At 72.5% G+C, this 12,516-nt stretch carries 12 protein-coding genes; 4 read left to right on the top strand and 8 right to left on the bottom strand.

From position 1 onward, the window contains the following. Positions 1 to 265, top strand: a 265-nt coding sequence (locus ACFVGW_RS31675; RefSeq protein ID WP_385854354.1) for a hypothetical protein, incomplete at its 5' end; no start/stop codon positions are given. A gap of 413 nt (positions 266 to 678) precedes the next feature. After that, the gene (trpS, locus tag ACFVGW_RS31670) at positions 679 to 1,677 is read left to right on the top strand and encodes a tryptophan--tRNA ligase (protein ID WP_385854353.1); all 999 of its coding nucleotides are present in this window, start codon (positions 679 to 681) and stop codon (positions 1,675 to 1,677) included. Here trpS and ACFVGW_RS31665 read toward each other — a convergent pair. Beyond that, positions 1,644 to 2,645, bottom strand: a complete 1,002-nt coding sequence (locus ACFVGW_RS31665) for a GlxA family transcriptional regulator (RefSeq protein ID WP_385854352.1) — start codon at positions 2,643 to 2,645, stop codon at positions 1,644 to 1,646. The genes trpS and ACFVGW_RS31665 overlap by 34 nt on opposite strands. Positions 2,646 to 2,720: 75 nt before the next feature. Between ACFVGW_RS31665 and ACFVGW_RS31660 the strand changes: the two genes are divergently transcribed. After that, on the top strand, positions 2,721 to 3,311 hold the full coding sequence (locus ACFVGW_RS31660) for a cysteine hydrolase family protein (RefSeq protein WP_385854351.1): 591 nt from the start codon (positions 2,721 to 2,723) through the stop codon (positions 3,309 to 3,311). A 15-nt stretch (positions 3,312 to 3,326) separates the two neighbouring features. Here the strand turns inward: ACFVGW_RS31660 and proC are convergent, their stop codons facing one another. The 6 genes from proC to ACFVGW_RS31630 form a co-directional block, all read right to left on the bottom strand. Continuing rightward, positions 3,327 to 4,136: a pyrroline-5-carboxylate reductase gene (gene proC, locus ACFVGW_RS31655; protein ID WP_352187815.1), complete on the bottom strand. Its 810-nt coding sequence runs from the start codon at positions 4,134 to 4,136 to the stop codon at positions 3,327 to 3,329. A gap of 136 nt (positions 4,137 to 4,272) precedes the next feature. After that, entirely contained in the window at positions 4,273 to 5,010 is a 738-nt protein-coding gene (locus tag ACFVGW_RS31650; protein ID WP_383289067.1) for an ABC transporter permease, read from the bottom strand. Then, positions 5,007 to 5,801, bottom strand: a complete 795-nt coding sequence (locus ACFVGW_RS31645; protein ID WP_385854350.1) for an ABC transporter ATP-binding protein — start codon at positions 5,799 to 5,801, stop codon at positions 5,007 to 5,009. Before ACFVGW_RS31645 ends, ACFVGW_RS31650 begins: the two co-directional genes overlap by 4 nt. 94 nt (positions 5,802 to 5,895) lie before the next feature. After that, positions 5,896 to 7,077 (bottom strand): NAD(P)/FAD-dependent oxidoreductase, encoded by a 1,182-nt coding sequence (locus ACFVGW_RS31640; protein WP_385854349.1) that lies wholly within the window; start codon positions 7,075 to 7,077, stop codon positions 5,896 to 5,898. A gap of 63 nt (positions 7,078 to 7,140) precedes the next feature. Continuing rightward, positions 7,141 to 7,668, bottom strand: coding sequence for a hypothetical protein (locus tag ACFVGW_RS31635; RefSeq protein WP_385854348.1), 528 nt, complete (start codon positions 7,666 to 7,668; stop codon positions 7,141 to 7,143). Between the two features lie 33 nt (positions 7,669 to 7,701). Then, the gene (locus ACFVGW_RS31630; protein WP_352187810.1) at positions 7,702 to 8,013 is read right to left on the bottom strand and encodes a peptidase; all 312 of its coding nucleotides are present in this window, start codon (positions 8,011 to 8,013) and stop codon (positions 7,702 to 7,704) included. A gap of 153 nt (positions 8,014 to 8,166) precedes the next feature. Here ACFVGW_RS31630 and ACFVGW_RS31625 point away from each other — a divergent pair, with 153 nt between their 5' ends. Beyond that, positions 8,167 to 10,356, top strand: coding sequence for a protein kinase (locus ACFVGW_RS31625; RefSeq protein ID WP_385854347.1), 2,190 nt, complete (start codon positions 8,167 to 8,169; stop codon positions 10,354 to 10,356). 242 nt (positions 10,357 to 10,598) lie between these two features. Here ACFVGW_RS31625 and ilvD read toward each other — a convergent pair whose 3' ends face one another. After that, complete coding sequence (gene ilvD, locus ACFVGW_RS31620) at positions 10,599 to 12,452, bottom strand: dihydroxy-acid dehydratase (protein WP_385854346.1); 1,854 nt, start codon at positions 12,450 to 12,452, stop codon at positions 10,599 to 10,601. Between the last annotated feature and the right edge of the window lie 64 nt (positions 12,453 to 12,516).

Here is a 12,516-nt window from a genome sequence, read left to right as displayed (position 1 = left end):
GCACGCTGTTGAGTTCTCAAGGAACGGACGCTTCCTTCGTACTCACCCTCTCGGGCTTTCCTCCGGGCTTTTCCCTTCGGTCTTTCGTGTTTCCAGCTTAGCAGATCCGTTTTCCGTTTCTGCCACCCGCTGGAGCGGGCTGCCGGGCCGTTCTTCGCTTTCGCGTTTCCCTTTCCGGCGGTTCCGACTCTATCAGATCCTTTCGGGCCTGATTCCCAGTCAGCGGGAGTTGTCTTCGCGGCTGTTGGGCCGTTCCGACGAGTGAGACTTTAGCGGATTCCTCGCCCCCGACGCTAATCGGGGACTCACGCTCAAACCTTCGAACGCGGATTCCTCATTTCGCAAAAACGCACGGAAAGCGTGACGGCACGACGAAGCACCATCAGCTGGTAGTGGATCTTGCGGAATGGCTGTCCGGGGCCGACCGGAGTCGGTGCTCACGTCGGACAACTCGGAGAACACTACGTATCGGGGAATCCCGTGTCAACCCCCGTCCTCTCCCGTAGCCTCTCCGTATGACCACGCATGCGCACACGACCCAGTGGTGGGCCGCCTGACAGGGCGGCCCCTACTGACGCATGCACTCAGCGGCCGCCGACTCGGCGGCCGTTCGCGTATCCCCACTCCGGGACGTGCGGCCGACAGGTCGGCGCACAGGAGAGAGGGAGAACCAACGCGATGAAGCGGATCTTCAGCGGGATCAAGCCCACCGGGCATCTGACCCTGGGCAACTACCTCGGAGCCGTACGGCGGTGGGTCGAAGAGGACCAGCACCGGTCGGACTCGCTCTTCAGCGTGGTGGATCTGCACGCGCTGACCGTCGAGCACGACCCGGCCCGTGTGCGGCGGCTGAGCCGGCAGGCGGCCACGCTCCTGCTGGCGGCCGGCCTCGACCCCAAGCTCTGCACCCTCTTCGTCCAGAGTCATGTGGACGAGCACGCCCGGCTGTCGTACCTGCTGGAGTGCACGGCCACCGACGGTGAGCTGCGACGGATGATCCAGTACAAGGAGAAGGGCGCGCGGGCGCTGGCGGCCGGGCAGGGGGTCCGGCTGTCGCTGCTGACGTATCCGGTGCTGATGGCGGCGGACATCCTGGCCTACGGGACGGACGAGGTGCCGGTCGGCGACGACCAGACGCAGCATGTGGAGCTGACCCGGGATCTGGCCGTGCGGTTCAACCAGCGGTACGGGCATGTGTTCACGGTGCCGAGGGCGACGCATCCCGCGGTGGGGGCTCGGGTGATGGATCTGCAGGACCCGGGTTCCAAGATGGGGAAGTCGCACGAGAACGCGGCGGGGATCGTCTATCTCCTGGACGACGAGGCGACCGTGCGCCGGAAGATCATGCGTGCGGTGACGGACAGCGGGCGGGATGTCGCCTACGACCGGGAGGGCCGGCCGGGGGTCGCGAATCTGCTCGATCTGCTGGCCGCCTCGACGGGTGGGAACCCGGAAGCCCTGGCCGGTGTATATGAGTCGTACGGATCCTTGAAGCGGGACACGGCGGACGCGGTGGTCGAGCTGCTGAGGCCGGTGAGGGAGCGGCACGCGGAGCTGGCGGCCGATCCGGGACATGTGGATCAGGTGCTACGGGACGGGGCCGAGCGGGCCCGGGGGATGGCGCGGCCGTTGGTGGACCGGGCCTATCGGGCGATCGGGTTGATGCCTGCCGTGTGACGGAAGGCGTTGCGGTAGTCGCGCGGGTTGGTGGCGAGGTGCGAGGCGAAGTGCTGGCGCATCGTGACCTCGCTGCCGAATCCCGCGCGGCGGGCGACTTCGGGGAGGGGGTGGTCGGTGAGTTCGAGGAGTTTCTGGGCGGCGGCGACGCGCTGGGTGATGAGCCAGTGCAGGGGGGTGGTTCCGGTGGTGGCGTGGAAGTGGCGGGCGAAGGTGCGCGGGGACATACCGGCGCGGGCGGCCAGGCCGGCGACGGTGTGGGGTTCGTCGAGGTGGGCGAGGGCGTAGGAGCGGACGGCGGCCAGGGCGTCGGCGTCGCGGTCGGCCCGGGGTGTGGGGCGCTCGATGAACTGGGCCTGGGTGCCGGTGCGGAAGGGGGCGGTGACCATCGAGCGGGCGATCGTCGCGGCGGCCTCGGCGCCGTGGGCGGTACGGACGAGGTGGAGGCAGAGGTCGATGCCGGCGGCGGTGCCGGCCGAGGTCCAGATGCCGGAGTCCTCGACGAAGAGGGCGTCGGGTTCGACGGTGATCCGGGGGTACCGGGTGGCGAGGGTCGGGGCGAGGTGCCAGTGGGTGACCGCGCGCCGGCCGTCGAGGAGTCCCGCCTGGGCGAGGACGAAGGCGCCCGCGCAGAGGGAGGCGACGGGGGTTTTGGCGGTGTGGGCCCGGCGGAGAGCTTCGAGGACGGGGGCCGGGGTCTCGGCGTCGGGGTTCTCGATGCCGGGGACGAGGACGAGGTCGGCCTCGGCGAGCCAGGAGAGGGGACGGTCGGGGGTGAGGGTGAGGCCGCCGCGGAGGGTGACGGGGGTGGCCGGGTCGGCGGCGACGCGGCGGAGTTCGAAGGGAGGCACACCGCGGAGGTCGCGCTCGCTGCCCCAGACCTCGGTGATGACCGAGACGTCGAAGGCACGGATGCCGGGGAAGGCCATCAGGGCGATGCGTCGGGGCTCTTCCGGGGCTGTCGGCATGGGTGGCAGTAAACCATCGATCGCTGGCTTCTCCCCCTCTGGGTGCGGCAGCCCGGGGGCGGCAGCATCGGGGGTATGGAGATCGCGGAGAACACAGCGCTGGTTGTCGTCGACGTACAGAAGGGCTTCGAGGAGGAGTTCTGGGGGCAGCGGAACAACCCCGCCGCCGAGGGGAACATCGCGGCACTGATCGATCTGTGGCAGGAGACGGGGCGGCCGGTCGTGTTCGTACGGCACGACTCGCCGGCCGGGTCGCGGTCGCCGTTGCGGGTCGGGCACGTGGGGAACGAGTTCAAGGACTTCGTCGAGGAACGGAGGGGGAAGGGGAACGGGCCGGAGCTGCTGGTGACGAAGAGCGTGAACTCGGCGTTCTACGGGGAGCCGTCGCTGGACGTGTGGCTGAAGGGGGAGGGCATCGCGCAGATCGTGATCGTCGGGATCCAGACGAACATGTGCAACGAGACGACGGCGCGGATGGGCGGCAATCTCGGGTACGACGTGGTGTTTGCGCTGGACGCGATGCACACGTTCGACCTGGAGGGGCCGTTCGGATGGTCGGCGACGGCCGAGGAGCTGACCCGTGCGACGGCGGTGTCGCTGCACGGCGGTGGGTTCGCCCGGGTCGTGTCGACGGAGGACGTGCTGAAGGGTGCTGCGGCCCGGTGAGGGGGCCGGGGGCGGTCAGCCGTTGCCGGAGGCGAGCTCGCGGCTGCGGTCGCGGGCGGCTTCCAGGGCGGCGATGAGGGCGGCCCGTACGCCGTGGTTCTCCAGCTCGCGGATGGCGCTGATGGTGGTGCCGGCCGGGGAGGTGACGGCCTCGCGGAGCTTGACCGGGTGTTCGCCGCTGTCGCGGAGCATCACGGCGGCGCCGATGGCGGCCTGGACGATCAGGTCGTGGGCCTGGGCGCGGGGGAGGCCGAGGAGGATGCCGGCGTCGGTCATGGCCTCGACGAGGAAGTAGAAGTAGGCCGGGCCGGAGCCGGAGAGGGCGGTGGCGGCGTCCTGCTGGGACTCGGGGACGCGGAGGGTCTTGCCGACGCCGCCGAAGATCTCCTCGGCGTGGACGAGGTGGTCGGGGGTGGCGTGGCTGCCGCCGGAGATGACGGACATGCCTTCGTCGACGAGGACGGGGGTGTTGGGCATGACGCGGACGACGGGGGTGCCGGTGGTGAGCCGGTCCTCGATGAAGGAGGTGGGGATACCGGCGGCGGCGCTGATGACGAGGCGGTCGGCGGCGACGTGGGGGGCCAGTTCGTCGAGGAGGCGGCCCATGTCCTGCGGCTTCACGGCGAGGATGAGGGTGTCGGCGCGCTTGGCGGCCTCGGCGTTGCTGACGGCCTCGACGCCGTAGCGGGCACGCAGTTCTTCGGCGCGCTCGGTGCGGCGGGCGGTGACCACGAGGTTGGCGGGGCGCCAGCCGGCCCGGATCATGCCGCTGAGGAGCGCTTCACCGATCTTGCCGGTGCCGAGGACTGCGACGGTCTGGGTCATGGCTCTGTTCACCTCGCCGGAAGGGCATGTGCCGTGGTCCGTCCGTATGGACGGTTCGTCCACACGCAGGGACATCCTCCCATCGTGCGGGTGGGGACGGTGGGGGCGTCCGAGGGGCGGTACGCCCCCCGGCACGTCAGGCGGTGCGGCGGCGGAGGGTGGCGGCGCCGAGGGCGAGGACGAGCACGGCGCAGCCGGCGACGACGAGGGCGTCGCGGATGAAGTCGCCGGTGATGTCGGGGTGGCGGAGGACCTCGTTCATGCCGTCGACGGCGTACGACATGGGCAGGGCGTTGGAGATCCCTTCGAGAACGGGATGCATCTGGTCGCGTGCGATGAAGAGGCCGCAGAGGAGCAGCTGGGGGAAGATCACGGCCGGCATGAACTGGACGGCCTGGAACTCGGAGGCGGCGAAGGCCGAGACGAAGAGGCCGAGGGCGGTGCCGAGGAGGGCGTCGAGGAGGGCGACGAGCAGGAGGAGCCAGGGCGAGCCGATGACGTCGAGTCCGAGGAGGCCGACGGCGAGTCCGGTGGCGAGCGCGGACTGGACGATGGCGAGGAGTCCGAAGGCGAGGGCGTAGCCGGCGATGAGGTCGCCCTTGCCGAGCGGCATGGCGAGCAGCCGTTCCAGGGTGCCGGAGGTGCGCTCGCGCAGGGTGGCGATCGAGGTCACGAGGAACATCGTGATCAGCGGGAAGATGCCGAGCAGCGAGGCGCCGATGTTGTCGAAGGTCTCCGGGCTGCCGTCGAAGACGTACCGGAGCAGGAGCAGCATCAGGCACGGGACGAGGATCATCAGGGCGATCGAGCGCGGGTCGTGGCGCAGTTGGCGCAGGACGCGGGCGGCGGTGGCGAGGGTGCGGGCGCTGCTCATCGCTGGTGCTCCTGGAGGGGTACGGCCGCGCGGGCGTCGGCGGCGTCGACGAGGTGGAGGAAGGCCTCTTCGACGGTGGCGGTGTCGTTGCGTCGGCGCAGGGCTTCGGGGGTGTCCTCGGCGAGGATCTCGCCCTCGCGCATGAGGAGCAGCCGGTGGCAGCGCTCGGCCTCGTCCATGACGTGGGAGGAGACGAGGATCGCGGCCTCGCGCTCTTCGGCGATGCGGTGGAAGAGGTTCCAGAGGTCGCGGCGCAGGACGGGGTCGAGTCCGACGGTGGGTTCGTCGAGGACGAGGACCTCCGGGGTGCCGAGGAGGGCGACGGCGAGGGAGACGCGGCTGCGCTGGCCGCCGGAGAGTCGACCTGCGAGCGAGTCGGCGTGGCTGCCGAGGTCGACGTCGTCGATGGCGCGGGCGACGGCTGCGCGGCGGTCGTCGCGGTGGGCGCGGCCGGGGAGGAGGACGGCGGCGAAGTAGTCGAGGTTCTGGCGGACGGTGAGGTCGTCGTAGACGGACGGCGCCTGGGTGACGTAGCCGATGCGGGAGCGCAGGGAGGCGTCGCCCGCCGGTCGGCCGAGGACGTCGAGGGTTCCGGTGACGTGGGCCTGGGTGCCGACGATCGCGCGCATCAGGGTGGACTTGCCGCAGCCGGAGGGGCCGAGGAGGCCGGTGATCCGGCCCGGGGGCACGGCGAAGTCGAGGTCGCGCAGGACGGTGCGGGCGCCTCGTACGACGGTGAGGCCGCGCGCCACGATCGCCGGGGCGGTGCCCCCTTCCGAGTAATTCATCATGCGTTGAATAATGCTCGCGGGGGGTCGGAGCGTCAAGCGGCCTGCCCCGGCCGTCCATGGCCTTTTCGGCAGCGCTCCGGAAGAGGTCGGCGGGTCAGCCGATGCCGGGGATGAAGCGGACCAGCGAGGGGCGACGGGCCGCCAGGCGGAGGAAGCGGACCGTCGAGCGGACGATCTGCTCCTTCGTGGCGGCGGCGGCCCGGCCGGTGAGGAGACGTTCGCGCGGGGAGTCGTCGGGGCGGACGAACTGGACCAGGCCGTCGTGGCGGCCGAGGCTGACGCACTGGATGAGATAGCCGAAGCCGAGAGGGGCGGGCTGCTCGCCCCTCAGCTCGCCGATGATCGACGCAGCGGCGTGGCCACCCGTCGGCAGAGCGGTCGCGCAGGCCATCCGGAGCGCTCCGGCGATGGGGGTGGTGGCGGCGCCCGCGTCTCCGGGGACGTAGATGTCGGGGTGCGAGACCGCGCGCAAGGAGGCGTCGACGGCGATGCGGCCGGAGGGGGCGAGGGCGAGGCCGGCGGAGGCGGCGAGTTCGGCGTTGGGCGCCAGGGCGGCGGCCCAGACGACCACGGCGGCGTCGATGTCCTCGGGGTGCGCGACCCGGTGGCCCTCCTCGATCAGCACCCCGCGAGCCCGCAGGACCGAGCGGACATGGGCGGCGCCTCGGGGCGCGAGGCCCCGGCCGAGGCGGTCGGCGGTCAGCAGGCGGACGGGCGTGCCCGCGGGACCGTAGGTCTCGGCGAGTTCGGCGGCCATCTCGATGCCGGTGAGCCCGCCGCCGACGACGGTGACCGAGCCGGGACGGTCCCGCAGGTGCTTGTGGAGTTCGGGGGCCGTCTCGGCGGTGTAGGTGGCGGGGGCGGAGGCGCCACGGCCGGCGCCGGCGGAGGAACCGCGGCCCGCCGCACCTGCGCCGCCGCCCGGGAGGGCCGTGCGGCTGCCGAGGGCGTAGACGAGCCGGTCGTACGGCAGGCTGCGGCCGTCGTCGGTCGTGACCAGCCGGGCCTCCGGATCGAGGGCGGTGGCCCGGGCGGCGATGTGCTCGATCCCCGTGCCGCGCAGGAAGCCGGCGAGGGGGTGGGTGACGTCGGGGCGGCCGGCGGCGCGCTCGTGGAGCCGTACGCGTTCGGTGAACCGGTCGGCCGGGTCGACCAGGGTGACGTGGGCGTGCGGGGCCAGGCGGAGAGCCGCCATGAGACCGGCGTAACCGGCTCCGAGGACCAGGACGCGGGTGGCGGTGGCGTGCGGGCCGGGGTGCTGCGGTGTCGTCTTCATGCAAGGGGGACGGCCGGCCCCCTCGGAATGTGACATCGGCGGCCGCGTCGCCGCCCCGCGCCGCTATCTGCGCCTGGGCTTCTTGCGGGCCGCCGGGTTGCCCGTCCGGGCGCCGCGCCGCTTCTCGTACCGGCTGCGGGCCGTCTCGTACTCGGTGCGGTGCAGCTTCTCGCCCGGAGCCTCGACGAGGCTCCGGAAGAAGTAGGCCAGCAGCGAGCCGATGAAGCCGATCATCTTCAGACTGCGGAGCGCGTCCTCACGGGCCGGGTCGGCCGGGCGGCGGACGAAGCCCTCCCAGGTCTTGCGGAACGCGATGGCGCTGCAGATCGCGAACATGAGCACCACGAGCAGGTTCACGAAGCCGCCGACCTCGGCGATCTCCAGACCCTGGTAGGCGAACCGCAGCACGAAACAGCCCGCGGCCGCGGCGGCGAGCGCCCCGAGGGCGACACCGGCGCGGCGCAGGCCGTACTGCCCGTCGTGCTCCACCCAGGTCGTCCCGAAGAAACGGATCTCCTCGGGCTGCGGTCCGGCGGGGGTGGAGCCGGGCTCGGTGCTGCGGGGCTCGGCGGTCTGGTCTTCGTCGCTCACGAGGTCGATTATCCCCGGGCGGCGAGGGAAGGGTCAGCCGCAGCGCGGGGCGACGTACCCGTCACTGCCCGTCTTCACGTACGCGTCGGAGATGAACTCCCCGGACCCGATGTTGTCCCAGATGTTCGTCGTGCCGTACGGGCCGGTGATCGTCTGGCCGGGCGTCTGGCAGCGGATCGCCACCCAGGAGCCCGCGGGCAGGCTCCGCACCACCGCGTACTGCGTACCCGGGCCCGAGCGGACGTTGACGCGCGTCCCCGGCGCGATCGGGTACCGCGTCCCGCTCAGCGCCGACACCGCGTCCAGCCCGGCGGTCACCGCTTCCTTCGTGTCGTCCACGCCCATGGCGTCCTCCCCCGTGGAGCAAGCGCTCCGGTGCGATTCACTCTCTGCGACGCGCAGGCTAGCAAGCCCCACCGACATCCCGGGTGCCATCGACTAGGCTCCGTGCGTCGCGCACGCGCGCGACACTCGACGGGGACCACACGGGGGTGGGCGATGCCGCCGTTGCGCAGGACCGGGGCCGACCGGGACGCGGAAGAGCCCGAGTACGCGGGCGAGTACCGCCTCCAGGCCTGCCTCGGCTCGGGCGGCATGGGCGTGGTCCATCTGGCCAGCTCCGCCTCCGGGCTGCGGCTCGCGGTCAAGGTGGTCCACGGACAGTACGCGGAGGACCCGGAGTTCAGGGCCCGCTTCCGCCAGGAGGTGGCCGCCGCGCGCCGGGTCAGCGGAGCCTTCACCGCGCCCGTCGTGGACGCGGACCCCGACGCCGAACGCCCGTGGATGGCCACGCTCTACGTCCCCGGCCCCACCCTCGCCGACCAGGTGAAGCGGAACGGACCCCTGTCCCCCGCCGAACTGCGCCGGCTGACGGCCGGACTCGCCGAGGCCCTGCGCGACATCCACCGGGCCGGTGTCGTCCACCGCGACCTCAAGCCGAGCAACGTCCTGCTCACCGACACCGGGCCGAAGGTCATCGACTTCGGCATCTCCCGGCCGGTCGACAGCGATCTGCACACGGAGACCGGGAAGTTGATCGGGTCGCCGCCGTTCATGGCACCCGAGCAGTTCCAGCGGCCCCGCGAGGTCGGCCCGGCGGCGGACGTCTTCGCGCTCGGTTCCGTACTGGTGCACGCGGCCACCGGGCACGGGCCGTTCGACTCCGACAGCCCGTACATCGTCGCCTACCAGGTCGTCCACGACGAGCCCGATCTGACGGGCGTCCCGGAGGCCCTCGCCCCGCTCGTCGCGCGCTGCCTGGCCAAGGAGCCGGCGGAGCGCCCGACTCCGGCCGAGATCATGGCGGCGCTGCTGCCGCCCTCGTACGAGGCCGCGGCCTTCATACCCGCACAGCGGCGGCCGCCCGTGCTGCCCGGACACCTCGGGGACCCGCCCCGCCCGGACGTCGCGTCCGGGGCCGGCGGGACGTCAGCAGCGTGGGACGCGGACACGCCCGTACGCGCCCCGGCGCCGCGAGCCCGCCGACGACGACGGCGGCGGTCGTCGGTCGTGGCCGCCGCCACGCTCGCCGTCCTCGCGGCGGGCGGCGCGTTCGTGGTGCTGCGCGCCGGCGGCGAGGACCCCGCACCCCGGCCGAACCCGGCCGAGGCGGCCGCCGCCTTCGACGGCTGGCAGACCGTCCTGCGGAAGGACGGCGAGCCCTCCGCGCCGACCTGCACCCATGGCGCGGACGCCCTCTACTGCACGGGCGGGGGCACGGCCGCCGCCCGGCTCGACCCGGTGACCGGTCGGATCCTGTGGTCGCGCCCCGCCGCCGGCGGCCCGTCCGCACCGCCCGTCGCGGCCCCGCCGTCCGTGCTGCCGGGAGGGCTCGTCGCCGTCCCCTCGCCGAACGGTCCCCTGCGCACCTACGCGGCCACCGACGGCGCACCCGGCTGGCACACCGGCCCGGCCGTCGCCGAGCGGGTCGGACCCGCCGGGACGGCCGTCGTCCTGTCCACCGGGACCGGCGGGATCCGGGCCGTCGACAGCTCCACCGGGCAGCAGCTCTGGCGGCATGGCCTCCCCGGGTTCACCGCACCCCAGTTGGGGCCCTACGAGGCGACCACCGACCTCGTGACCGTCTCCGAGTCCTCCGCCGACGGAAGCCGCACCCGCGTGGCCGCGCTGCGCCCCGCGACCGGCGAAGTGGTCTGGCAGCGGCGTCTGGAGGGCCACCTCTCGCCGATCGGGCAGATGGGGGACGGCTCGCTGCTCCTGGCCTCGCACCATCGCGGCATGGAGGTCGACGCCCTGGTCCGCTACGACCCCGCCGACCACTCCGTCCGCCGTACGGCCCTGCAGGTCCGGCTCTACGACGCGCGGTTCGCCGTGCGCGGCGACACCGTGTACATGCTCGACCAGGCCGGCCACGTCACGGCCGTCGACACCGCCGCCGGCCCGTCCGGCAGTGTCCTGTGGGAGCTGGACACCGCGGCGGGATACGTCTCGGCGCCCGTCCTCGGTCCCGGCGAGCGGCTCTATCTCTCGGTGGCCGACGGGAGGCTGCTCGCCGTCGACACCGGGCGCGGGGCGCTCCTCGGGCAGACCGCGCCGCGGCTGCGGGACGGTCGGCTCGGGTACACGACGACCGTGCCGGCGCCGGTCGTCGCCGGGGAGAAGGTCTTCGCGACCGCGCCGGACGGGTCCGTGTTCGCGGTGGACGGGCGGAACCCCGCCGACTGGTGACGGCGGGTCAGCGTCCTGACGTACAGAAGCCGGTGTGGGCGGACGTGCCCCCGGCCCACGTCGACGGCCGTGGACGTGCCCCCGGCCCACGTCGACGGCCGTCGAAAAACGGCGGACGCGGGGAGGGAGCGTTTCCGCCCCGTCCCCGCGTCCGTCCGTCAGGTGTCTCCGGGTGGCCGGCCGGTGGCGGCCGAGCCGGGCCGCCACGACTGCCGGGCCGAGCCGGCTGCCGGGCCGCCGGGTCAGGCCAGCTTCGTCACGTCGCGCACCGCGCCCTTGTCCGCGCTCGTCGCCATCGCCGCGTACGCCCGCAGCGCCGCCGAGACCTTCCGCTGCCGGTTCTTCGGGGCGTAGACCCCGCCCAGGGCCTCACGGCGGGCCGCCAGCGTGGCCTCGTCGACGAGCAGCTCGATGGAGCGGCTGGGGATGTCGATACGGATCCGGTCACCGTCCTCGACCAGCGCGATCGTGCCGCCCGATGCCGCCTCGGGGGACGCGTGACCGATCGACAGGCCCGACGTACCGCCCGAGAAACGGCCGTCCGTCACCAGCGCGCAGGTCTTGCCCAGGCCCCGGCCCTTGAGGAAGGAGGTCGGGTAGAGCATCTCCTGCATGCCGGGGCCGCCGCGCGGGCCCTCGTAGCGGATGACGACCACGTCGCCGTCGGTGATCTGCTTGTTGAGGATCTTCTCGACGGCCTCGTCCTGCGATTCGCAGACGACGGCCGGGCCCTCGAAGGTCCAGATCGACTCGTCCACGCCGGCCGTCTTCACGACGCAGCCGTCGACGGCGAGGTTGCCGCGCAGGACCGCGAGTCCGCCGTCCTTCGAGTACGCGTGGGCCGCGTCGCGGATGCAGCCGCCGGCCGCGTCCGTGTCCAGGGAGTCCCAGCGCTCGGACTGCGAGAAGGCGGTCGCCGAGCGGACGCAGCCGGGCGCCGCGTGCCACAGCTCGACGGCCTCCTCGGAGGGGGAGCCGCCGCGCACGTCCCAGGTCCCCAGCCACTCCTTGATGGAGCGGGAGTGGACGGTGTGCACGTCCTCGTTGAGGAGGCCCGCGCGGTACAGCTCGCCCAGGATGGCCGGGATGCCGCCGGCGCGGTGCACGTCCTCCATGTAGTACGTGCCGCCGGGCGCGACGTTCGGCGCGACCTTGGCCAGGCACGGCACGCGGCGCGAGACCTCGTCCATGTCGGAGAGGCCGTAGTCCAGCTCGGCCTCCTGGGCGGCGGCCAGCAGGTGCAGGATCGTGTTGGTCGAGCCGCCCATGGCGATGTCCAGGGCCATGGCGTTCTCGAAGGCGGCGCGGGTGGCGACGGAGCGCGGCAGGACCGAGTCGTCGTCCTCGTCGTAGTAGCGACGGGTGATGTCGACGACCGTGCGCGCGGCGTTCTCGTACAGCGCCTTGCGGGCCGTGTGGGTGGCGAGGACCGAGCCGTTGCCGGGGAGGGAGAGGCCGATGGCCTCGGTCAGGCAGTTCATCGAGTTGGCGGTGAACATGCCGGAACAGGACCCGCAGGTCGGGCAGGCGTTCTCCTCGATCCGGAGGATGTCCTCGTCCGAGATCTTGTCGTTGACCGCGTCGGAGATCGCGTCGACCAGGTCGAGCGTACGGACCGTGCCGTCGACCAGCGTCGCCTTGCCGGACTCCATCGGACCGCCGGAGACGAAGACCGTCGGGATGTTGAGGCGCAGGGCGGCGTTCAGCATGCCCGGGGTGATCTTGTCGCAGTTGGAGATGCAGATCAGGGCGTCGGCGCAGTGGGCCTCGACCATGTACTCCACGCTGTCCGCGATCAGGTCGCGGGAGGGCAGGGAGTAGAGCATGCCGCCGTGGCCCATCGCGATGCCGTCGTCGACGGCGATCGTGTTGAACTCGCGCGGGATGGCACCGGCGGCCGTGATGGCCTCGGAGACGATCCGGCCGACGGGCTGGAGGTGGGTGTGGCCCGGGACGAACTCGGTGAAGGAGTTCGCCACCGCGATGATCGGCTTCCGGCCGATGTCCGCGCCGGGTACACCGGAGGCGCGCATAAGGGCGCGTGCGCCCGCCATGTTGCGGCCGTGGGTGACAGTGCGGGACCTCAGCTCGGGCATCGTCGCTCGCTCCTCAGTGATGGGTGTGCTTGCTGTCGAGCGTACGCTGCGCGACCAAGATCTG

Source organism: Streptomyces sp. NPDC127129 (genome assembly GCF_042671585.1).
In the GTDB taxonomy this organism is placed as follows: Bacteria; Actinomycetota; Actinomycetes; order Streptomycetales; family Streptomycetaceae; genus Streptomyces.
This window is presented reverse-complemented; position numbering and strand designations above follow the sequence as displayed.